Source organism: Vibrio ezurae NBRC 102218, from assembly GCF_000467185.1.
Taxonomy (GTDB): domain Bacteria; phylum Pseudomonadota; class Gammaproteobacteria; order Enterobacterales; family Vibrionaceae; genus Vibrio; species Vibrio ezurae.
Window position 1 is genome coordinate 101,799 of the sequence record NZ_BATM01000037.1, and the last position, 22,589, is coordinate 124,387.

22 protein-coding genes are annotated in these 22,589 nt (G+C 40.1%); 11 read left to right on the top strand and 11 right to left on the bottom strand.

Going from position 1 to position 22,589, the window contains the following annotated elements:
- Positions 1 to 28: 28 nt before the first annotated feature.
- The gene (gene recG, locus VEZ01S_RS11625; protein ID WP_021714242.1) at positions 29 to 2,107 is read right to left on the bottom strand and encodes an ATP-dependent DNA helicase RecG; all 2,079 of its coding nucleotides are present in this window, start codon (positions 2,105 to 2,107) and stop codon (positions 29 to 31) included.
- Positions 2,108 to 2,488: 381 nt separating this feature from the next.
- Here recG and rpmB point away from each other — a divergent pair, with 381 nt between their 5' ends.
- From rpmB to VEZ01S_RS11645, 4 genes are all read left to right on the top strand, one after another.
- Positions 2,489 to 2,725, top strand: coding sequence for a 50S ribosomal protein L28 (rpmB, locus tag VEZ01S_RS11630; protein WP_004728407.1), 237 nt, complete (start codon positions 2,489 to 2,491; stop codon positions 2,723 to 2,725).
- Positions 2,726 to 2,738: 13 nt separating this feature from the next.
- A complete protein-coding gene (gene rpmG, locus VEZ01S_RS11635) occupies positions 2,739 to 2,906 on the top strand; it encodes a 50S ribosomal protein L33 (protein WP_017029383.1) in 168 nt (55 codons plus the stop codon).
- Positions 2,907 to 3,017: 111 nt separating this feature from the next.
- Complete coding sequence (gene mutM / locus VEZ01S_RS11640; protein ID WP_021714243.1) at positions 3,018 to 3,839, top strand: bifunctional DNA-formamidopyrimidine glycosylase/DNA-(apurinic or apyrimidinic site) lyase; 822 nt, start codon at positions 3,018 to 3,020, stop codon at positions 3,837 to 3,839.
- Positions 3,836 to 4,840, top strand: coding sequence for an NAD-dependent epimerase (locus VEZ01S_RS11645; protein WP_021714244.1), 1,005 nt, complete (start codon positions 3,836 to 3,838; stop codon positions 4,838 to 4,840). Before mutM ends, VEZ01S_RS11645 begins: the two co-directional genes overlap by 4 nt.
- A 55-nt stretch (positions 4,841 to 4,895) precedes the next feature.
- On the opposite strand, the gene coaD is transcribed toward VEZ01S_RS11645, so the two are convergent.
- Together coaD and VEZ01S_RS11655 are read right to left on the bottom strand one after the other, a co-directional pair.
- Positions 4,896 to 5,372 (bottom strand): pantetheine-phosphate adenylyltransferase, encoded by a 477-nt coding sequence (gene coaD / locus VEZ01S_RS11650; protein WP_021714245.1) that lies wholly within the window; start codon positions 5,370 to 5,372, stop codon positions 4,896 to 4,898.
- 3 nt (positions 5,373 to 5,375) lie between these two features.
- Entirely contained in the window at positions 5,376 to 6,419 is a 1,044-nt protein-coding gene (locus tag VEZ01S_RS11655; protein ID WP_021714246.1) for a glycosyltransferase family 9 protein, read from the bottom strand.
- A gap of 91 nt (positions 6,420 to 6,510) precedes the next feature.
- On the opposite strand from VEZ01S_RS11655, the gene VEZ01S_RS11660 reads away from it, so the two are divergent.
- Positions 6,511 to 7,224 carry a 3-deoxy-D-manno-octulosonic acid kinase gene (locus tag VEZ01S_RS11660; RefSeq protein WP_021714247.1) on the top strand — a complete coding sequence of 238 codons (714 nt, stop codon included), beginning with the start codon at positions 6,511 to 6,513 and terminating at the stop codon, positions 7,222 to 7,224.
- On the opposite strand, the gene waaA is transcribed toward VEZ01S_RS11660, so the two are convergent.
- Entirely contained in the window at positions 7,189 to 8,463 is a 1,275-nt protein-coding gene (gene waaA, locus VEZ01S_RS11665) for a lipid IV(A) 3-deoxy-D-manno-octulosonic acid transferase (RefSeq protein WP_040890825.1), read from the bottom strand. The two genes, VEZ01S_RS11660 and waaA, sit on opposite strands and share 36 nt — an antisense overlap.
- 218 nt (positions 8,464 to 8,681) lie before the next feature.
- Here waaA and VEZ01S_RS11670 point away from each other — a divergent pair, with 218 nt between their 5' ends.
- The 3 genes from VEZ01S_RS11670 to VEZ01S_RS11680 all read left to right on the top strand — a co-directional run bounded on the left by VEZ01S_RS11670 (position 8,682) and on the right by VEZ01S_RS11680 (position 11,882).
- The gene (locus tag VEZ01S_RS11670; RefSeq protein ID WP_021714249.1) at positions 8,682 to 9,701 is read left to right on the top strand and encodes a glycosyltransferase family 4 protein; all 1,020 of its coding nucleotides are present in this window, start codon (positions 8,682 to 8,684) and stop codon (positions 9,699 to 9,701) included.
- 253 nt (positions 9,702 to 9,954) lie between these two features.
- On the top strand, positions 9,955 to 10,950 hold the full coding sequence (locus tag VEZ01S_RS11675) for a WavE lipopolysaccharide synthesis family protein (protein ID WP_021714250.1): 996 nt from the start codon (positions 9,955 to 9,957) through the stop codon (positions 10,948 to 10,950).
- On the top strand, positions 10,947 to 11,882 hold the full coding sequence (locus VEZ01S_RS11680) for a glycosyltransferase family 9 protein (RefSeq protein ID WP_021714251.1): 936 nt from the start codon (positions 10,947 to 10,949) through the stop codon (positions 11,880 to 11,882). Before VEZ01S_RS11675 ends, VEZ01S_RS11680 begins: the two co-directional genes overlap by 4 nt.
- Positions 11,883 to 11,897: 15 nt before the next feature.
- Here VEZ01S_RS11680 and VEZ01S_RS11685 read toward each other — a convergent pair whose 3' ends face one another.
- Positions 11,898 to 12,674 carry a glycosyltransferase family 2 protein gene (locus VEZ01S_RS11685; protein WP_021714252.1) on the bottom strand — a complete coding sequence of 259 codons (777 nt, stop codon included), beginning with the start codon at positions 12,672 to 12,674 and terminating at the stop codon, positions 11,898 to 11,900.
- A gap of 76 nt (positions 12,675 to 12,750) precedes the next feature.
- Between VEZ01S_RS11685 and VEZ01S_RS17030 the strand changes: the two genes are divergently transcribed.
- Positions 12,751 to 13,455, top strand: a complete 705-nt coding sequence (locus tag VEZ01S_RS17030) for a CatB-related O-acetyltransferase (RefSeq protein WP_021714253.1) — start codon at positions 12,751 to 12,753, stop codon at positions 13,453 to 13,455.
- On the opposite strand, the gene VEZ01S_RS11695 is transcribed toward VEZ01S_RS17030, so the two are convergent.
- Genes VEZ01S_RS11695 through rfaD form a run of 5 tightly spaced genes read right to left on the bottom strand, consistent with a single transcriptional unit; the run spans position 13,452 to position 18,680 of the window.
- A complete protein-coding gene (locus VEZ01S_RS11695; RefSeq protein ID WP_021714254.1) occupies positions 13,452 to 14,528 on the bottom strand; it encodes a glycosyltransferase family 4 protein in 1,077 nt (358 codons plus the stop codon). The genes VEZ01S_RS17030 and VEZ01S_RS11695 overlap by 4 nt on opposite strands.
- Positions 14,525 to 15,730, bottom strand: a complete 1,206-nt coding sequence (locus VEZ01S_RS11700) for an O-antigen ligase family protein (protein ID WP_021714255.1) — start codon at positions 15,728 to 15,730, stop codon at positions 14,525 to 14,527. Before VEZ01S_RS11700 ends, VEZ01S_RS11695 begins: the two co-directional genes overlap by 4 nt.
- Positions 15,723 to 16,757, bottom strand: coding sequence for a lipopolysaccharide heptosyltransferase II (gene waaF / locus VEZ01S_RS11705; RefSeq protein WP_021714256.1), 1,035 nt, complete (start codon positions 16,755 to 16,757; stop codon positions 15,723 to 15,725). Before waaF ends, VEZ01S_RS11700 begins: the two co-directional genes overlap by 8 nt.
- A 5-nt stretch (positions 16,758 to 16,762) precedes the next feature.
- A complete protein-coding gene (gene lpxM, locus VEZ01S_RS11710) occupies positions 16,763 to 17,731 on the bottom strand; it encodes a lauroyl-Kdo(2)-lipid IV(A) myristoyltransferase (RefSeq protein ID WP_021714257.1) in 969 nt (322 codons plus the stop codon).
- A 7-nt stretch (positions 17,732 to 17,738) separates the two neighbouring features.
- Positions 17,739 to 18,680 (bottom strand): ADP-glyceromanno-heptose 6-epimerase, encoded by a 942-nt coding sequence (rfaD, locus tag VEZ01S_RS11715; protein ID WP_021714258.1) that lies wholly within the window; start codon positions 18,678 to 18,680, stop codon positions 17,739 to 17,741.
- A 170-nt stretch (positions 18,681 to 18,850) separates the two neighbouring features.
- Between rfaD and VEZ01S_RS11720 the strand changes: the two genes are divergently transcribed.
- Together VEZ01S_RS11720 and VEZ01S_RS11725 are read left to right on the top strand one after the other, a co-directional pair.
- Positions 18,851 to 19,981 (top strand): LPS O-antigen chain length determinant protein WzzB, encoded by a 1,131-nt coding sequence (locus VEZ01S_RS11720; RefSeq protein ID WP_021714259.1) that lies wholly within the window; start codon positions 18,851 to 18,853, stop codon positions 19,979 to 19,981.
- 15 nt (positions 19,982 to 19,996) lie between these two features.
- Positions 19,997 to 21,163 carry a nucleotide sugar dehydrogenase gene (locus VEZ01S_RS11725; protein ID WP_021714260.1) on the top strand — a complete coding sequence of 389 codons (1,167 nt, stop codon included), beginning with the start codon at positions 19,997 to 19,999 and terminating at the stop codon, positions 21,161 to 21,163.
- Between the two features lie 83 nt (positions 21,164 to 21,246).
- On the opposite strand, the gene hslU is transcribed toward VEZ01S_RS11725, so the two are convergent.
- Positions 21,247 to 22,581, bottom strand: a complete 1,335-nt coding sequence (gene hslU, locus VEZ01S_RS11730) for an ATP-dependent protease ATPase subunit HslU (protein WP_021714261.1) — start codon at positions 22,579 to 22,581, stop codon at positions 21,247 to 21,249.
- Positions 22,582 to 22,589: the final 8 nt, after the last annotated feature.

The window sequence follows — 22,589 nt, forward strand, 5'->3', positions numbered from 1 at the left end:
GTTTCGATAGTGATTTGTTTAATGTTCGCTAAGCTTTCGCATACTCATCGCTATTCACTATCCAGCGCTCAATGATCTGCTGGGCATTTTCTGGATATTGCTGGTGGATATAGCGCGCCATTTTTTGCACTTGTGGCACTAAATGTTGGTCGCGCATCAGATCGGCAATTTTAAAGTCGGCAATACCGGTTTGCTTGGTGCCAAGCAGTTCACCCGGACCGCGAATTTCTAAGTCTTTTTGCGCAATAACAAAACCATCATTACTTTCTCTGAGTACCCCTAAACGCTTCTGAGCGGTTTTAGATAAAGGCGCATGATAGAGAAGCACACAATGACTGGCGACGGTTCCACGTCCAACGCGGCCGCGTAACTGGTGTAATTGTGCTAACCCGAGGCGTTCTGGGTTTTCGATGATCATTAAGCTGGAATTTGGCACATCTACGCCCACTTCAATCACGGTGGTAGCGACCAAAAGTTGTAATTCATTGGCTTTAAACTGCTGCATGATGGCTTGTTTTTCGGCGGGTTTCATTCGTCCATGCACCAGTCCTACCTTTAGCTCCGGTAATTTAGCGGTGAGCTCTTCGGCTATTTCAGCAGCAGCTTGAGCTTCTAAGACTTCGGACTCGTCGATTAGCGTACACACCCAATACGCTTGCTTACCTTCATGAGCACAAGCAACTCGGATACGTTCAATAATATCGGCGCGCTTAGTATCGGGTATGGCAACGGTTTGAATGGGCGTTCTTCCCGGTGGCAGTTCATCAATAATCGAGGTTTCAAGATCGGCATAAGCGGTCATGGCTAAGGTTCTTGGAATCGGTGTGGCAGTCATGATTAATTGATGAGGGTAGTATCCAGCAACCGCGCCTTTTTCTCGAAGCTCTAGACGCTGGTGGACACCAAAACGGTGCTGTTCATCAATGATCACTAAAGAGAGGTTATGGAATTTTACCTGTTCTTGAAATAAAGCATGCGTACCGATCACCATTTGTGCTTCGCCACTGGCGATGGCGTCCAGTTGTGCTTGTTTGGCCTTGCCGGTGACTTTCCCCGCCAGCCAACCAACTTTGATACCCAGTTGTTCAAACCAAGCGGTAAAGTTGATGGCGTGTTGCTCAGCCAATAGCTCGGTTGGTGCCATCATTGCCACTTGATAGCCTTGTTCGATGGCGGTGACGGCGGCGAGTGCCGCTACCAATGTTTTGCCTGATCCCACGTCGCCTTGTACTAAACGCATCATCGGGTGGGGTTTGAGAAGATCGCCTTCGATCTCGTTAACAACTCTAACTTGCGCCTTGGTTGGAGAGAAGGGCAGTAAATCCAGCAATTGTGTTTTTAAACGTTTCGATGCGGGCAGTGCAATTGCATCATCAAGCTGTCCTTTGCTTCTGAGCGCTAGCATCGATAGATTTTGGGCTAACAACTCTTCGATGATCAAGCGTAGTTGTGAGGGGTGGCGACCTAAATCAAACTGCTCCATGTCTATCTCTGGAGAGGGGCGATGCACAATGTGCAGTGCTTGATTTAGGGATAATTGTGCATCATACAATCCGTCGGGCAGTAACTCGTTCACCGCTGACTTATCTAACAACTCTAAAGCTTGATCGGTGAGGTTGCGTAAAGTGAGTTGGCGCAAACCTTCTGTCGTTGGGTAAACAGGGGTCAAACTGGATTCGGTCGTCACCGCTTTACCTTCATTAAAAAATGAAAAATCAGGGTGAACGATCTCTAAACCTTGATTGCCACGTTTGATCTCGCCATAAGCGTGTACCCATTTGCCTTCACTGAAATTATTTTTCATTCCGGCGGTAAAGTTAAAAAATCGCAATGTGATGGTGCCATTTCCATCGCTGATTTTTACGGTGAGCATTTTTCTTCGAGCAAAAACAGTATCCACCGTCATAACTTTGCCTTGCACTCCCGCCCATAGGCCAGCGTGCAAACTTATCATCGGATAAACGCGAGTTCGGTCTTCATAACGGTGCGGAAGGTGAAATAAAAGGTCTTGAATAGAGATAAGGCCGACCTTAGCCAGCTTTTCAGCGACCTTTGCCCCAACGCCATTTAAGGAAGTCAGTGGGATTGCAGATAAGAGTTGCGACATTCTGACCTCGGTAAGTGAATGATTTATATCAGTATGATGATGAATTCCAAGCTATATTAGGCTAACAATTTACGCTAGCCAAACACAAATAGTCGTCAAGCTAAATTAAATATAGGTCTGATAGCTAATTAGTGGTTGTAGGGTGTAGGATTTCTGGTAACATACGCGCACTATTTTTGAACAAAAATCAGCTCTGCTCAAAAAAGATCACCAAATTCTGTAAAAAGGATCTGTTCGGGTCTTGAGCAATTCTCGTCAAGTTAGTATAATACGCGACCTTTGATAGCCTTGTATGGATTTTCCATAATGGTTTTCGGCCTCACTAGAGAGGTTCGGCCACCAAGGTTGATATCGAGCTGAAACGATTTGGAGAAGACATTCATGTCCCGAGTATGCCAAGTAACTGGTAAGCGTCCTGTAACGGGTAACAACCGTTCTCACGCACGCAACGCTACTAAGCGCCGTTTTCTGCCGAACCTACAAACTCATCGTTTCTGGGTAGAGAGCGAAAAACGTTTTGTTAAACTACGTCTAACTGCTAAAGGCATGCGTATTATTGATAAGAAAGGCATCGATGCTGTTCTTGTTGATATCCGTGCACGTGGCGAAAACGTTTAAGAGGAATTGAGCAATGGCTAAAGGCATTCGCGAAAAAATTAAACTTGTTTCTTCTGCTGGTACAGGTCACTTCTATACTACAGATAAAAACAAACGTAACATGCCGGGCAAATTTGAGATCAAGAAATTTGATCCAGTTGTTCGTCAACACGTTATGTACAAAGAAGCTAAAATCAAGTAATTGATTTAACACTTCTTTACGCAGAACATAAAAACCCAGCACTTGTTGCTGGGTTTTTTTATGCCTAGAAAACGTTAGAATGATGATTCCATAGAATGAATTGAGCGATGCATGCCAGAGTTACCAGAAGTTGAAGTATCCCGCATGGGGATCAGTCCGCACATTACAGGTCAAACGATCAAAAAAATTGTAGTGCGTCAGCCAAAACTACGTTGGCCTGTGCCAGAGCAACTGCAACAACTCAGTGGTGTGGTGATTGAAGCGGTCACTCGCCGTGCTAAATATCTTCTACTGCATACTGCCAATGGTTGTATTGTGGTGCATTTAGGTATGTCGGGCTCATTAAGGATTCAAGACGAGGGTGTGCAGGCAAGCAAACATGATCATGTTGATCTTATTTTGCAAAATGGCAAGTTATTGCGCTACAACGATCCGAGACGTTTTGGATCTTGGTTGTGGATCGAAGCTGGTGAATCATTGTCTATCTTAGATAACCTAGGGCCGGAGCCTCTTAGTGATGACTTTAGCTCTAAGCATATTATCGCTCTGGCAGCCAAAAGGCGCATCGCCGTAAAGCAATTCATTATGGATAATAAGGTTGTGGTGGGCGTAGGAAATATTTACGCTAACGAATCTTTGTTTAATGCTAAAATTCACCCATTAAGACCTGCTAACTCATTGACACATAAAGAGTGGGATGAGTTGGTTAAAGAAATAAAACAGGTGCTTAGCAACGCCATAAAACAAGGCGGAACCACGCTTAATGATTTTGCTCAGCCAGACGGTAAGCCTGGTTATTTTGCTCAAGAGCTGCAAGTTTATGGTAGATCAGGGCAAGAATGCCTGGTCTGCGCAACGAAAATTAGCCAAAAGATGGTTGGGCAAAGAAATACATTTTGGTGTGAAACATGCCAACAGAAGGAAACAGCATGAAATATTTAGTCACTGGAGCTGCTGGCTTCATCGGTAGTGCAGTCGTAGAGCGCTTAACGCAGGCTGGACATGATGTTGTCGGTATCGACAATATGAATGACTACTACCAAGTTTCTCTAAAGGAAGATCGCTTAAAGCGTATTGAGCATGACAAATTTACCTTTAAGCAGCTTGATTTAGCTGACCGCGAAGGCATCGCCGCGCTATTTGCTGAAGAGCAATTTGATAAAGTGATTCACTTGGCCGCGCAAGCAGGCGTGCGTTATTCCATTGATAATCCGCTAGCGTATGCCGACAGTAACCTTATCGGCCATTTGACTATCTTAGAAGGTTGTCGCCACCATAAGATCAAACACCTTGTGTATGCCTCTTCTAGTTCAGTTTACGGCTTGAATAAAAAAATGCCGTTCGATACTGCAGATTCAGTCGATCACCCGGTATCACTGTACGCAGCAACTAAAAAATCCAATGAGCTAATGGCTCATACTTACTCGCACCTCTATGGCGTACCTACAACAGGATTAAGATTCTTCACTGTTTATGGCCCATGGGGACGTCCTGATATGGCGCTATTTAAGTTCACCAAAGCTATCGTAAATGGTGATGCGATTGACGTGTATAACAACGGCGATATGCAGCGTGATTTCACTTATATTGATGATATCGTTGAAGGTATCCTGCGTATTCAAGACGTTATCCCTGAGGCGAATACTGACTGGAGTGTTGAACAAGGTTCTCCTGCAACCAGCTCTGCACCATACCGAGTGTATAACATTGGTCACGGCAGCCCGGTGAAACTGATGGAATATATCGAAGCGCTAGAAGAGGCTCTGGGTATTGAAGCGAAGAAAAACTTCATGCCAATGCAACCCGGTGATGTGTATGCCACTTACGCTGATACAGCAGACTTGTTTAAATCGACCGGTTACAAGCCTGAAGTGAAAGTGAAAGAGGGCGTACAAGCTTTTGTTGATTGGTACAAAGCTTATTACACCCTATAGTCTGGTATTAGGTTTAGTTCTTGGTTCTTTTAGTTGGAATAAAAGAATAGAAGAGCTAAACCTTTTCTTTAATTCGTTTAAATACCGAAGACGGCACAAAACCTTCCACATCCCCACCGTGAATCGCAACTTCCCTGACAATGGTTGACGAAAGAAAAGCAAACTCTTCAGACGGCGTTAAGAAGATACTTTCTAATGTCGGCATCAGTTTTCGGTACATGCTTGTAAGACCAAACTCATACTCAAAATCCATCGTAGTACGCAAACCTCGAATAAGCAGGTTCGCTTGCTTTTGCTTGGCAAACTCAATTAATAACCCAGAAAAGCCTTCCACTTTGACATTGTTTAGATGCACAACAGACTCTTGAAGCATCGCTACCCGTTCTTCTAGGGTGAACATTGTATTTTTACTTGGACTGGCAGCAACACATACTGTGACTTGCTCAAAAAGATTGGCTGCGCGGGTAATAATATCTAGATGACCATTGGTTAAAGGATCAAAAGTGCCAGGGTAGAGGACATGGTTTTTCATAAATTAATTCTTCTCTAATGCTTTATCGAGTAGGTGGCAGACTTGTTTGGTACTAATTGCAGACATTAGATCATCGCCTTTTGCGCGAGTTCCCCAAGGAATGTCTGACAGTGACTTATTCGTTTGCTGCTGAATATGCTCATCATAGGCATTCGCTACCAGTTCCAGACTATTATAAGGACCAGTGCGTCGCGGATCGCTGTGAGCATAAAGGCCTATCACAGGCGTGCCTTGCGTAGTGGCTAAATGAGCGGGCCCTGAATCGGGGGCGAGTACTACGCTCGCCTCATTAAGTATTGCAGTCAGTTGTTTTAATGAGGTTTTCCCCACCATGTTATTCACATCACCTTGCATCAATTGAGCAATGTTTTCGGCTAATTTGATTTCCCTGTCAGCAGGTGAGCCACACAGTATGACTTGCATGCCTTTGTCTATCGCATAATCAGCGACGGCAGCATAGCGCTCTGTTAGCCAATTGCGGCTATCTTTACTCGCTGCGGCAGAAATGACTAATGTTGGCTGGTTATTGATAACGTTCTTAGCAAATTTAGTGTCGTCATGGCTAACGGGAATGTGCCATTGCGGAGCCTGAAACGGAACCCCAATGTATCGCGCAAAATCAGCAAAATTATCTAAAACATGAAAGCTTTGTGAGTTTGGAATGTGTTTGTTAGTAAACAACCACTGACCTTCTTTGGTTCTATTCTTACCAAAGCCGATTTTATAATCCGCTTTAATGCCAAGAGAGAGGGCGCTTGCTCGAAGAGCGGCTTGCATATGCAGCAAAGCATCAAAGCGCGTCGATGACAGCTGTTTCCACACCGCCTTCATGCCTTTAAATCCCAGCTTTTTATCGAACACCACAATTTCAATGTTGGGTAAATCACCGATAAGCTGCGCTTCAATTTTACCGCAAATCCAAGTGATCTTAGTGCTTGGCCAATAGTTTTGGATTGCTTGTACAACAGCGATAGCATGGCAAACATCACCGATGGCAGAAAGGCGAAGAATACAGAGTGATTTTGGTGGTGATTTAAACAGTGTCATGCAATTGGCTCATAAAGGAGATAGATAAATTATGCAGGTGCTAGAGTTAATTGTAAAATCAGGAAAGAATTGAATTGATTGGGGTTGCAGATTGGAAACATTAAACAATGGGTCAGAAGTCATTTGGTATGAACCTAGCTTACTCAATGTCCCACCAGAAATGTGTTTTGAAGCCCCATATTGGTTTGTGCAGGACAAAATAACCGGTAGCGCAAAAGGACGAGGCACCACTTGGTTTGTACAACTTGATGGTTTACAAGCCGCACTGCGTCACTATCGTCGTGGCGGACTGTTTGGCAAATTAGTCAAAGATCAGTACTGGTTCTCTGGGTGGCAGAACACTCGCAGTTATCAAGAGTATAAGTTGCTACAGCATCTGCGTGAGCAAGGAGTTAACGTCCCCAGACCCATTGCCGCTAAGGCCGATAAATTTGGCCCTTTTTATACCGCGGATTTATTGAGTGAAAGAATACCAAATGCTCAAGACTTAGTGGCACAGCTACAACACTCACCGGTGAGTTCTGAGATATACCAATCCATTGGCAGGCAAATAAGCAAGCTTCATCAAGCACAAGTTAATCACACCGATCTTAATATCCACAATATCTTGCTCGATAACAGTGATCAGGTATGGATCATAGATTTTGATAAATGCTATCAACAAGATGGTGATGGTTGGAAACAGGCAAACTTAGAAAGATTAAAGCGCTCATTCCTCAAGGAAGTACAGCGCTTTTCGATCCACTGGCAAGAGAGTGATTGGGAGCAGCTATTGCTTGGTTATCACGCTAGAGAGAGCCTCTAAGGTTTTGGCTACCGCGCCTTGGTTTTGCGCGACCACTTTTAATGCATTTTCGCCCATTTGTTCAGATAACGTAGAGTCACTTAATAAGCGAACGAGCTGATGATTGATCTCGTCAGCAGAGTGACAAATAACTAAAGCTTGCTCTTTGATTAATTGATGTGTGATTTCTTTAAAATTAAAGAAACTAGGGCCATTTAGTATAGGCTTTCCGAGTGCAGCCGGTTCTAGCACATTATGCCCTCCTACTTTATCGCCGATAAGGCTTCCGGCCATAAAGCAAATGTCGGCTGCACTAATGAAGGTGAGCATTTCTCCCATAGTATCACCAAGATAAACTTGAGTCGTTGAGTCTATTTTATTTTCATGGGTTCGACGTACGACATTGAAGCCATATTCTTCCCCAAATTTAGCGACGCCTTCAAATCTTTCTGGGTGACGAGGAACTAAAATTAGCAATGCTTCGGGATAGGCTTGTAATAGCTTCTGATGAGCATCATAAAGTATCACATCTTCTCCTTCATGGGTGCTGGCTGCAACCCAGACAGGTCTATTTATCCCTAATTGATGACGAAGTGTTAAGGCATTTTCATGAACAGTGTTCGGTATGGATATGTCAAATTTTAGAGAGCCAGTAACGGATGATTTTTCAGGTAAAATACCTAATGATTTGAATCTCTCTGCATCAGCCTGATGTTGACAAAGAATTTGGTCAAGGTTTTGTGAAATAAGATTAAATACAGATTGGAACTGGCGATACCGTTGACATGAGCGTTCGGACAGGCGAGCGTTGATAACTGAAATTGGAATATTGCTATTCGCTACCGCTTGTAATGTATTTGGCCATAGCTCTGTTTCCATGATTAGCATACATTTTGGATTAGCGGTTTTTAGAAATCGACTGACACACCAGGAAAAATCAATAGGCATAAACCTGTGTTCAGCAATGTCATCGAGTTTAGCCGCTTGTTCTGCACCCGTGGTGGTGGTGGTGGTGATTAATATATCTTGATCAGGGTATTTTGCTTTAATTGCTCTTATTAGTGGGGTAGCTGCAATAGTTTCTCCAACAGAAACGGTATGGATCCAGATTGGTTTTTTTCCGACTAAAGCAGAGCAGGAACCAAAGTATTCAGTCCAGCGACTTCCTACGCTAGGTTTCCCATTCTTCGATTTGAGTAAAGTGTATAATAGCACTGGCGATAATATTATAAGAGCTATGTTGTAGAGTATTCTGATCAAACTAATGGTCTTAATAGAGTAAGCTTAAAGTGTAGTTTGAAAGGTTATGGAGTAAAATCAAGTATTTTTAGCTTTATGGCGGTTTAGAAAGGAATTTGTTCTTTTCAAGCTAGAAAACTTGCTGGATAGTCCTCTTTCTCACTATCAGGGAAGTATGAATACGGTATCAATTTAGCCATTGTAGGCTTACATAAGTCAGTTTAGATGGAGTACAGACTTTGCATATATGTCACGTCAACTTAGCGTCAGGCTTTAGTGGTGGAGAACGACAAACCCTTGAAATGATAAAGCAGCAGTTGAAATTGGGTGTCAAGCTGAGTGTAGTTGCAAACCCTTACAGCCCATTTTTTTCAGAAGTAAAAGCGTTAGGGTGCAAAGTTTTTGCAGCGAAGAAATTTTGGAATGCTCATCTTCAAGTGAAAAGTGAACATTTTGATGTTATTCATGTACATGATGGAAAAGCAGTGCATTGGGCTTATATACAGAATTTGTTAAGTAAAACTCCGTACATAATAACGAGAAGAATTGATAATCCTTTAAAAAGTAAATCATATCGCCAGTATCGTAAAGCCGCAGCCTTAGTTGGCTTAAGCACGGCAATTTGTCAGCAGCTAAAAAAAGTTAGCACAGAGACTAAAATCGAAAAAATTCCTAGCTCTCCAATTGATTACCCATCGGATACACGCAAGATTCAGGATATAAAAGCTCGTTTTGGCAACAGAGCTTTAGTTATTCAAGCTGCAAATATGTATGAGCACAAAGGTTTTGATGTATCGATTAAAGCAGCTGAAATAGTAGAGAAAACAGCGCCAGAGATTCAATTTGTTTTCCTCGGTGACGGCCGTATGAAAGCAGCGTTAGAGATCCAAGCGAGTCACCTTTCCAATGTCTGTTTTGTGGGTAAGCAATCGAATATGGGAGACTGGTTTTCAGCAGCAGATCTGATGATACATCCAGCTTATAGCGAAGGGTTAGGTTCGGTGATTTTAGAAGCCCTTCACTGCCACTTACCTGTTATCGCAACAAGAGCTGGTGGGATACCTGACATTATTGATGACGGTATTAATGGCTTTCTCGTTGATATTGGTGATGCGAAGTCTTTGGCGGAGAAAGTACAGCTGGTTCTGAATGAAAACGAATTAAAACAACAACTTATTGATAATATAGAGAGTAGCCTAGAAGAATTTCGCATTGAAAATACAGCCCAAAAATATATGACAATATATAGGGCACTGTAAGAAGGTTATTAGCGCTAAGCGGATGATTACTATTGTAGTCAAGATGAAAATCACCGCTTAGATCACAGTTTATAGAAAAATCACCAGAGGTGAAATATCCTAGTCTCTGGCTATAGTATAATGATGGTTTTTCTTTATAGGGTATTATCATAGTAGCTTGATATGATTTTTAGAAATTAAAGTTAAGACGATGCCTATTATATTTATTACTGCTCATATATTGTGACAGTATGATTTTGTTTGATGATTTATTATGTTTAAAGATATTAGTGTTGTAGTTCAAGGTCCAGTACAGGCTCTTGTTGATAGAAACCAAGAGGAAGGTATAACTCAACGTTGTTTACGTTCAGTGAGGGAGCATTTACCAGGAGCTAAAATAATATTATCAACATGGTATGATCAAGACTTAGATGGTTTAGACTATGATGAGTTGGTTTTATGCCAAGATCCAGGACACAACATTAGACAGTATAATAGAGATGGAAGCCCACACTATTTTAATAATAATAGACAAATTGTCTCTACTGCGGAAGGATTAAAAAAAGTAAAAACTAAATATGCAGTAAAGTTGAGAAGTGACAATTATTTAACAAATAATGATTTTGTTGAATATCAGAAGAAATATGATGTATTTGGTGATGCTCATCGTTACTTTAATCAAAGAGTTGTTGTTTCTGATATTTTTACCCGCAAGTTTGCGAAGGGGTTATCTGTTCCACTGCATATTAGTGACTTTTTCTATTTTGGATTAACCTCTGATCTATTATCTTTATGGGATTTACCATTAGAAAAAGACTACATACCTTCACAGGCGCTCCCCTTCGATGCTTCTGATCCATATCATCTTGTTGATTGTACTCAGCTATTTGTTTTAAAATCATTGAAGAAAATAGGTGAGAAATTTGATTTAAAGCACCTTCATGATAAAAGCATAGTCGGTACTAAAATCTCTGAAGAATTTATTGCTAATAATTTGATTATTTTAGGTGAAACTCAGCTAGGATTAGGTCTACCTAGTAAATTTAAAGGAAATACTAGGGTTTCAAAGTTAAAAGGAAAATGTTCGCATTACCAATTTTTTGAGTGGGAGTTACTTTACAAGAAATATAGTTATCGGGATTACAAAGTTGAAATAGACTTTTTTTATCTGGCTAGAATACATATTGCAAGACTATGTTATATATATCCTAGATCTTTGGAAACAATATTTAATATATATAAGAGAAAATATTTTAGGGGATTATCTTGAAAGTTTTACTCATTAGCCTTGATAATATTGGTGATGTGGTTTTTACATCGTTACTTTCTAAGGAAATAAAAGAAAAACACCCTAACTCTAAGGTGGATTTTTTATGTAAATCGTATACTGAAACTGTTGTTACGATGATCCCTAGTATAGATTCCATTTATAAAGTAAAACCTTATTGGGCAAGGAATAAAAATGATAAAGGTAGTTTTATAGATTTTGTTAAAATGTTTATGGCACTCAGGAAAAACGATTATGATGTGGTAATTAATACATCTAAATCTTGGCGCCCATCATTTTTTTCTAGATTAATTGGTATAAATAAAACTATTGGATTAAAGGCTAAAAAAAATAACTGGTTTCTCACTGATGTTGTAGAAAATTATTCTTCAGATGTACCTGTTATGACGTCAATTGCTAATTTTCTTACACCATTGTCAATAGATGTAATGTCACCTAGATATCAATTAGTATGTAACAACAGTTATACTTTCAATGGCAAATATATCATTCTTCATCCTTTTGCAGGGGCTGTAGAGCGTTGTGCGAAGATGGATGTTTGGTTAAGTGTTGCAGATGAATTGAGACATAAATTTAAAGTAATTTGGTTTGGTAGTAGTCGTGAATTGAATACTCTTAGACTTGAATACGCAGATAGATTAGAGAGTGATGAATTCTCTGATGTATTATCAAACAATGATTTTCAATCTGCTATTGAACTGCTACCTAATGCATCATTATTTATTGGCCATGATTCTGGTCCATTACATTTAGCATCGTCATTCAATACCCCTGTTTTAGGTTTATTTTTACCGGGAGAGCCACATCGAACTTTCCCGCAAGGAGGGAAAGTTTGGGATATTATTCATCATGACACCCCGTCAGAACTTAAAGTTACAGAAGTCTTGAGGGGCGCAGGTAAGCTATTGAAGTAATGAAACTATTTTAGCTTATGATTGTGCTTTATCTTTTTTGGACTCTTCTCTGACCCACAAATCAGCATAACGAGTAAATACGGTGTTTGCGCTTAGTATCGCGAGCAGTAGTCCATGTTTTCCATCTAGGAATCCAAGCTTTAAAATGTACATTTTTATAAACCTAAAAAATGCATGTGATATCGCTTTTCCTAGACTTGAACGCTTTTTGCCTTCTCTTTGATCTGCCCATGATTTGATATATAGATTTGTTTTTGAAGTATACTGAGACAAACTATCAATAGTGAAGTGCAATAGATCTCCTTCCAATTCGATAACCTTATGCCCCTTAGGAAGCTCTACTTTTTCATGAACTTGTGCATCATTATAAGTTGTTAATGTTCTTGGATAAAGACGAACAATTCTGTCTGGATACCAGCCTGAATGACGGATAAATTTACCAAATGCCCAAGTAAGTCGATTTATTGAATAGCAGGTATTAAGATCGGATTGCTTGATGACATTTTGAATTGAATTTTTTAGTTGATCACTAACGACTTCGTCAGAATCGATCGCTAATACCCAATCAGTTGTAAGGTATGTTTGGGCGACTTGTCGTTGTATACCAAATCCCTCCCAGTCATGCTTACTCTGGATATTGCTAGTATACTCTCTTGCTATGCTAAGGGTGTCGTCGGTACTTCCTGAATCGAGTATTGCGATATCATCAGTCCATCCAGAAACCGATTCTAGACATTCTCGTAACGTTTTTCCGGCATTTTTAGTGATTAAAAGTATACCAATTGTCGACATTTCTTATTCGCTCTACTCTTTATGTATACGGTATTATACAATAAAGTTCGATCTTTAGAGTAGTGTTGAGGGAAGTATGTCTCGCCGAAAATTGTTATTTAGTCCAACAAAGAAAAGACATTTCTCTAAGCTTAATATTCAAGTACCAAAATGGTCTTTGTATAAACGTTTTATCGTACCTAAAAATATTGTAGTTATAGAAGAAAACGTTGCTTTTTTCCAAGGAGAGCGCCTTTGGAGTATGGGGGCTTTTTCTTATTCACATTCTAAATTAATCACTCATGGAAACTTAACGGTAGGTCGCTATACATCAATAGCGAATGATGTGGAGTTCATGGGGGCTAGTCACCCAATAGAAAGATTTACTTCATCTCCCATTACTTATGATAAAGGGTTTCTGGGCCTTAAACATTTAAAAACAGTCGCCACTCCTCAGCAACCAGATACAACGATAGGTAATGATGTATGGATAGCTTCCAATGTCATACTTAAACCAGGAATCCGTATTGGAGATGGTGCAGTAATAGCAGCAAATGCTGTCGTTACCAGTGATGTGGAACCGTATTCTATTGTTGGTGGTGTACCTGCTCGAAAAATTAAGATGAGGTTTCCCGAAAAGCAAGTCGAGGCTTTAATGGAGCTACAATGGTGGAATTATGATTTACATCAGTGCCTGGATTTTGCGGCAGATATTAAACTTAATGAGTTTATTGCAAAACTATCAGAGAAGAAGCTCACGGGAGAGCTTCCTCTCTATAAACCGAATACTTTTGAATTCTAATTTAGTAGTTGAGAGAAATACTTTATATGGTCCGATACACTCTTCTGCAGGCTGAATTCAGCTTCCATTTTTTGTTTTGACTTTTTCCCCATAGTAATAAGATCTACGTTCGGCTCTAAAAACTGCTCAATTGCTTGGGTTAAAGCTTGTTGATCACCTGTATCAACGACAATGCCATTACTATTATTTATGATCAGTTCAGCAGAACCGCCGGCAGTTGTGACGATTGAAGGTTTAGAAACCACCATTGCTTCAATAATAGTTTTGGGTAACCCTTCTCCACTAATCGATGGCTGAATCTGAAAGTCCGACATGGCCATAAGGTTTGATATGTCTTTTCTAAAGCCTAAAAAGTGAATTCGTTCAGACATTTTGCTTTGTTTTGCTATTGCCTGAAGTGTTTCCATTCCATTTCCTACAAGCAGCAAATGAAAATTAGGGTCGTTGATTTCTTTTACCGCTTCAAGTAAGACTTGAACCCCTTTAGAGGGTCTGGAGTTAGCGACACATATGCCAATTTTGCTGGTTGATGGGATATTAAACTCATCTCTAGACGCTGAAGAAGTATCATACCAGTTTATATCGTGACCTTTATAAATCGTAACAACTTGATCTTTATTTTTCCAAACCTTAGTCAAAACATCTTGTCTTACGGCTTCACTGACACAGATTACTCCATCAACTCGTGGATGTAATATTGTTAGATAGGCAGAGGGATCATGGCGATAGAGGCCACCCGTAGTACCTCTATATGCAATGAGTTTTGCTTTAGAACCGATACATGCAAATGCTGCATTCGGAATAGTTTTGGAGTTTAATGCGTAACAGATATCAATATTATTTTGCTCTATTACTTTTTTTAAGTGTCGAATAGTACGCAAACATATCTTTTTACTTGGATAAGCATCGACTACTTTTATGCCAAACTCTGTGAAACGTTCACAATACTCTGCATCGCCTTGTGTCGCGATAGTTATATTGTGTCCCTGTTTTGCTAATTCTATAAATACCTCAGCTTCAGGGCGTACGGCATGCCAATTATTGTTGTAAGAACTACAAATTAGGATATTCATATTCGTTCCTCTGAATAGTGCTTACTATAGCTATAGAATATAATGGTAAACATGATGTAAAATAACATGCCAGAATGATGATTGATAAAGTTTTGTGTTAAACAATAACTCATGACAGAGATGATATGTATAATACCTAAGTATGAATATATATTTCTATTATCTCGATAATCTCGAATGAATACATATAGAGGACCACAAAAGAAAATTAGTAAAACAGTAATTCCTATAATACCTTTAATGGATGCTTCTTCTATATAATTGTTATGTAATCGTGAGTGACGAAGGATATTCTTAGTCGCCCAGCCATCTTTTATAGCATCCAGTTTACTTTGATTTCTTTGTTCATAACCAGTACCAAAAAGTGGATTATTTAGAAACGCATGTGCTCCTCCCTTCCACATTTCGAATCTCACACCTACAGAGGAGTATGAGGCGTCTCCAGATACATATTTATGGATATCATTGGAGGCTCTTTCAACTCTGTCTTCAACCATAGGATAGCTAAGGTACCCTATAACGAGCATAGTTATTACTATTACTACTTTAGTTTTGAGGTGAATTAAATGGTTGAAGATTAAATAAATCATAAATAAGATGAATGGACTAATTACCCATCCTCCTCTAGCTCCAGATAGTAAGCTAGCAAGTATCCCCATTCCAGCACAAACAAAAGCAAGAAATATGAGTAAAGGATTACGTTTCTCTTTTATCAGGTGGCAGGCCCATACAGTGGAAAAGAGGCCCATGCTCATAGCTATATTTCCTGATTGTATTACCATAAATCGCCATATTTGATTAAAAGGGCGAACATCTAGCACGAAGTTTTGATAAAGAGCAATGCTCCCTGCAATTGCAGAACCAATCGCTAGTCCCCAAGATAAAGCTTTTTTATTTGGTTTGAAGCTAAGTAGTAGGATAAAGGAAGGTATAATTAATAGTGCTCTACTAGGAGCGTCAAGGTTTCCATAATCACCTTTTAGAATTAACAGTGATGCAAGAGTACAAAAAAAATATGCACTGAAACTGAATGCTATAATTTTAGCTTTCTTATCAAATTTATTCTTATCACACCAATATAGACTTATGAGACCAATGATCATAAATGGGATTATTGTATACGAATAACTCTTTCCATAAGCCAGAATTGTAGCTGGAATAATAAAACAGAAAAAACTTGTTATTAAATATAGATTAATCATTAATAATTCTTTCTACAATTGATGTTGGAGATATTTCATTTAGACACTTTAAGTGATGAAGAGGGCATTCCCTTTTAAAGCATGGTCTACACTCAATATCTGTATTTACGATATCTAGTTTATTAGTTAACGGCGGAGTGTAGTCTGGAGATGTCGAACCATAAATACCGATAACATGACAACCAACAGCTGCTGATACATGCATTAAACCTGAATCATTGCTTACAACATATTGGCATACTGATAGCAAATCAATAGCTTCTTCTAAAGATGTTTTACCAGCTAAATCTACGATATTATTTTTGTATTCTAAACTTTGTTTTTGAAGTATTTCTGATGTTGTTTCTGCATCTTTGTTAGATCCAAATAGCCAGACATTATAACCGTTTGCTAATAATTGAGTTGCTAACTCGGCATAGTGCTTTGTTGGCCATTTCTTTGCCGGACCAAATTCTGCTCCTGGGCATAGCCCTATAACTTTTGATTCGGTACTTAAGCTGAATTTTGTTGTTGTTTCTAGTACTTGGTTTTTATCTATCTCTAATTGAGGCCAGAGTATATTGCTTAATCCACCAAGACTGCTTGAATTGTTCATTTGTTGCTTAGGGTGAGCTAAAGCAACATATCTTTCAGACATAAAAGTAAAAGATTGTTTGTTTAGTCGAATATCATTGAGTAGTCCAAATCTACTTTCACCCTTCCAGCCAATTCGTTGTGGGATTCTGGCAAAAAAAGGAATAAGAGCTGATTTCGCTGAGTTTGGTAGAACATAAGCATGGGTATATTGATTAGAGCGTAAGCTTTTTCCGATTTTGTACCTTTGAGCTAGCTTAAACTCACCATGTGCTAGAGGCATTTCAATAGCCTGATTAACCTCTGGCATACGAGATAATATTGGTTTACACCATGCGGGTGCGAGTACATCGATAATAGCGTCAGGGTTTTGCTCTTTTAACGTACGATAAAGCGACTGGCTCATCACCATATCACCTACCCAAGAAGGACCAATTATTAGTATTTTTTTCATTGAGATTAATTGCTCACAGGATTGTCGTAAATATATGTCCCATCTTGCTGGGAAAGTAGTAGCTTTAAGTTCCACATATACTGCTCGGGTTTATCTTCACAGCACTGTGCTATAAATCGGTTCATAGCTAAAGCATCATTTTCTGGAGAATCAGTTGGAAAATCAGCTAATGCGGGATATACATCGATTTCAAACTTTCCGCTTTCAGTATTAAATTCAGTCCAGAGTGGAATAATCTTCGATTTCGTCGCTTTTGCTAAGAAACCCATAACAGGTAGGGTAGCTTTGGTAGTGGCGCAGAAATCCACAAAGACACTTTTGTTTGGACCATGATCTTGGTCAGGTAAAAAATACCCGGTATACCCATCATTAACCGCTTTTATAAAGGGTTTTATGCCCCCTGAACGTTCATAAAGGCGACCGCCATAATGTTTACGTTGTTTGGACATTGCCCATTCGCTCAGCTGATTTTTTTGGCTCTTGACCATGGTACACATTGGGTATCCTTTGGAAGCCAATAACATGGCGAATACGTCGACAGACCAAGTATGAGGAACCAAGAAGATGACATTTTGCTTATCTTCTTTAAGTGCAGTGAAATGCTCGAGACCATTTACAATGGTATTTTTGTCTAACCACTTTCGACTACGTAGCGTAAGCAGAGGAAAACGCATTAAATACGTTCCTGCAGTGGTCAGCATTTGAGAAATTATTTCTTCTCTTTTAGTGCTTGGCATTTCTGGATAGCAATAGCTAAGGTTTACTCTTGCTCGCTGTGCTTGACCACGACTTTTTGAGCTGATTCTTCTAGCTGCATAAGAAGCCAACTTGCGATGTAATGCAATCGGTAAAAAACTAAATGGAATAGAAAATAGTATCCCAAGCCAAGTGCTCCAGAATTTTGGCGCAAGAAAGCACCATTTAAACTCTGGGTTATAGGCTTTAGGATCAAAATCATTGCGAGTTTCTTTCATTGTGCAGCTACTTATTGATGATATCTAGATACTCAGCAACACCTTGAGCCACTGATTTAAAGGTGTGGTCACAGCCTGCTGCTCTTAGTTTTGTAAGATCGGCTTGAGTGTATTCTTGATATGCGCCCTTTAAATGTTCAGGGAAAGGAATCGTTTCTACTTGTCCTTTTTGATGGTGTTTGATGACAGCTTTTGCGACTTCATTGAAAGATTCAGCATTACCTGTACCTAAGTTGAAAATACCAGATACTTCATTTTCTAAGAACCAAAGGTTTACCGCGGCTACGTCGCCCACATAAACAAAATCACGCTTAAAGTGTTCGCTACCCGCAAACAGTTTGGCATTCTCACCTGCATTCAATTGATTGTTCAGATGAAACGCTACAGAAGCCATTGAGCCTTTATGCTGTTCTCTAGGACCGTATACATTGAAATATCGGAAGCCGGTAATTTGCGACAATGTTTCGTTGTGTGCTTTGGCATCTTCAACGAGTCGACGAACATAGTTATCAAACTGTTGTTTTGAATAGCCATACACATTTAAAGCGCCTTCATACTGCTTTTCTTCAATGAAGGTGTTTGTTTCGCCATAGGTTGCCGCTGATGAAGCGTATAAAAATGGGATTTGTCGTTCTAGACAGTAGTGAAGTAACTCTTTTGAATATTCATAGTTATTCAACATCATATACTTGCCATCCCATTCCGTTGTTGCCGAGCAAGCACCTTCGTGGAATATCGCATCGATTGGACCGAAGTCATCGCCAGCCATGATTTGAGTGAGAAAATCATCGCGATCCATGTAGTCGGTGATATCAAGGTCAACAAGATTGACAAATTTCTTGCCATCTTTGAGGTTGTCAACCACTAGAATATCATTAATGCCCTTGTCATTTAGAGCCTTAACAATATTGCTGCCAATCATTCCAGCGCCACCGGTTACTATGATCATTTTGTATTTTCCTTCAAATTCAACTATTCCTGAGTATAACAAGGAACTAAAATCTAGGGAATTAAAGCTCGATTTATGAGAAACTTAAATGTAATGCGAATGATCAATCGCCTAGCTTATTGGTGTTGGTTATGACTCCCGTAGAAACGATAAGATAAAGTTATAGAGGAATGAACTTGAATCAATCTAACCACCCGACATCATCCAATCAGTCTCCTGCCGTGGATGCTCATTATCAAGATGATGAAATCGATCTTCGTGATTTATTTGTAGCGCTCTGGAAGGGCAAGTTTCTTATTATCATCTCTACCTTTATTTTTGCATGTGTGGCTGTAGTGTATGCACTGAATGCGCAAGAGTGGTGGAGTTCTAAAGCAAAAATTGTTGAACCGCAAGTTAATGATTTTGCAATCTATCGTCAGCAAGTAAAGTCTTTTCAGCCAATTTTTGATACTTATCAAGATGATGGTACGGTGCGAATCAGCAAAGAACTGGATAACCTTGTTAATCCAAGTCAGATATTTGCACAGTTTGTGCGTTCATTTAATGCAACAGCAAATAAGAAAACCTTTTTTGATAACAATGAAACGTTTTTAGCGTTTAAAGAACAACTTGAACAAGACGCTGATGTGGATACTGACGCACAACAAAGACGCCTATATAGTGAGTGGTATCAAAAAATTTCGGCATCGCCTGCAGAGCGTCGTGATGAGTACAGCTTATCATTGCAAGCGACCACTCAGTTAGATAGCTACAAGCTTCTGAATGACTATGTTGCAATGATCGAAAAGAAAGTAAAAGCTGATGCATTTAGAAACCTACAAGCGACATTAGATGCCAAACAAGTGCAATTACAGCAACAGAAAACCATTTTAGAATCTCAAGCAAAGCAGGTTTTAAGTGTTGAGTTGCAGCGCGCTAAATATGCGTATGATATTGCTAAAGCGGCATCAGTGAACTCACCTGTTCAGAATTTAGGTGATAAAGAATTATTTGCCATAAACTTAGGGGCGAAAGCGATCAAGGCTAAAATAACGGCTTTGGAGAGCGTTAAAAACTTAGCCGTAATTGAGCCAAGGTTACAACAGATTGATGCCAAATTAGATTTATTAAGTAAGTTGTCTATTGATGAAAATATCGACTTTAAATCATATCGTTTTATTGAAGATGTAGAACAACCGATTAATCGTGATGCGCCGAAGCGAGCTCTTATTGCAGTATTAGGTGTTCTGTTTGGCGGTATGTTTGGTGTGGGTATTGTTCTAGTCCGTTTTGCCTTTGGCCGCAAAGAAGATAATTAATTTAAGAGAAAAAGCATGAAAATAGCTATCGCAGGAACAGGCTACGTAGGCTTGTCAAACTCAGTGTTGCTCGCACAGCACAATGAAGTGGTTGCAGTGGATATCATCCCTGAGAAGGTTGAACTGCTAAATAAGAAAAAATCTCCAATTGCAGATGTAGAGATAGAGCAGTTTCTTGCCGAGAAAGAACTGAATTTTGTGGCGACGTTGGATAAAGAACTGGCATACAAAGACGCTAAGTTTGTTGTGATTGCAACGCCAACTGATTATGACCCGCAAACGAATTATTTCAATACTTCGTCAGTAGAAGCGGTCATTAAAGATGTCATGGCGATTAACCCGCAAGCGGTTATGGTGATTAAGTCAACAGTCCCAGTAGGTTATACTGCTCGCATTAAGCAAGAGTTTGGCTGTGACAATATTATCTTCTCACCTGAATTCCTGCGTGAAGGTCGAGCTTTGTACGATAACTTGTACCCATCGCGCATTATTGTTGGTGAGCGCAGTGAACGTGCTGAAACTTTTGCTGGCCTATTGGTTGAAGGTGCGCAAAAAGAAAATATCGATGTTTTGTTTACTGATTCAACAGAAGCCGAAGCCGTTAAGCTATTTTCAAATACGTACTTAGCACTACGTGTTGCTTACTTTAATGAGTTGGATTCTTACGCTGAAGCTATTGGCTTAGATTCTCGTCAAATTATTGAAGGTGTAGGCTTAGACCCACGCATTGGTAATCACTACAATAACCCTTCCTTTGGTTATGGCGGTTACTGTTTACCTAAAGATACTAAGCAGTTATTAGCTAACTATCAGGAAGTGCCAAATAATATTATTGGTGCAATCGTTGATGCTAACCGTACTCGTAAAGACTTTATTGCTGACTCTATCATTAAGCGTAGCCCTAAGATTGTTGGGATTTACCGTCTTATCATGAAAGCGGGTTCCGATAACTTCCGTGCTTCTTCTATTCAAGGCATTATGAAGCGCTTGAAAGCTAAAGGCATTGAAGTGGTTGTTTATGAACCTGTGTTGCAAGAAGAGCACTTCTTTAACTCACGTAATATTCGCGACCTAGAAGAGTTTAAAGCAGTATCTGATGTGATTGTGTCTAACCGTATGGTCGAAGAGATCAAGGACGTAGCAGAGAAGGTTTACACTCGCGATTTATTCGGCAGTGATTAATTGCTTTCGATATTAAATACGATAAAAGGCGCTCATTTTGAGCGCCTTTTCTATTTTTGATAGCCAACTTGAAGGATTTCGAGCTACAGAATAAAGCGACTCAAATCTTCATCTTCAACCAGCTTACCTAGTTTACTTTCAACATAGCTAGCATCAATTTTAAGTTCAGAGCCTGACTTTTCAGTGGCGTCATAAGAGATTTCATCCATTAGACGTTCCATCACAGTATATAAGCGACGCGCACCGATATTTTCAGTAGTTTCATTTACCTGCCATGCGGCTTCAGCGATATGCTTGATGCCATCTTCGGTAAATTCTACATTCACATCTTCGGTTTTTAGAAGGGCAACATATTGCTCAGTCAAAGACGCTCTAGGCTCAGTTAGAATGCGCTCAAAGTCATGGCTTGAAAGTGCTTCTAACTCTACACGGATCGGCAAGCGACCTTGCAACTCAGGGATAAGGTCGGAAGGCTTAGCCACTTGGAATGCACCCGAGGCGATAAACAAGATATGGTCAGTTTTTACCATGCCGTGTTTGGTCGATACTGTGCTGCCTTCAATCAGTGGCAACAAGTCACGTTGCACACCTTCACGAGATACGTCAGGGCCTGAGCTTTCACCGCGTTTACAGATCTTATCGAATTCGTCGATGAAAACGATGCCGTTGTTTTCAACGTTGAAGATAGCGTCTTCTTTAAGCTCTTCTTGGTTGACCAGCTTAGCGGCTTCTTCTTCAACTAACGCTTTGAATGCTTCTTTAATTTTCAGCTTACGGCTTTTCTTAGTATTACCGGCAAGGTTTTGGAACATCCCTTGTAGCTGGTTAGTCATCTCTTCCATGCCAGGAGGTGACATGATTTCTACGCCCATTTGTGGTGCGGCAACTTCGATATCAATTTCTTTGTCGTCCAGTTTGCCTTCACGCAGTTTTTTACGGAAGATTTGACGAGTATTTGAGCTGGTATCTTGTGGCTTTTCGTTTTCACCCCATGCATCGCGTGCCGGTGGCAATAAGGCATCGAGAATGCGTTCTTCGGCTTGTTCTTCAGCGCGGAATTTTACTTTTTCTGTCGCTTGTTGGTGAGTCATCTTCACTGCAACTTCGGTCAAGTCGCGAATGATGGTTTCGACTTCTTTACCTACATAGCCCACTTCGGTGAATTTTGTCGCTTCCACTTTCATAAAAGGTGCGTTGGCCAGTTTTGCCAGACGACGAGCAATTTCTGTTTTACCCACGCCTGTTGGGCCGATCATTAGGATATTTTTTGGTGTTACTTCAGCGCGCAAATCTTCGTCTAATTGCATGCGGCGCCAGCGGTTACGCAGAGCAATAGCTACAGAACGCTTGGCATTGTCTTGACCGATGATGTGTCGGTTCAGTTCATGTACGATTTCACGAGGAGTCATCTCAGACATATTAATTC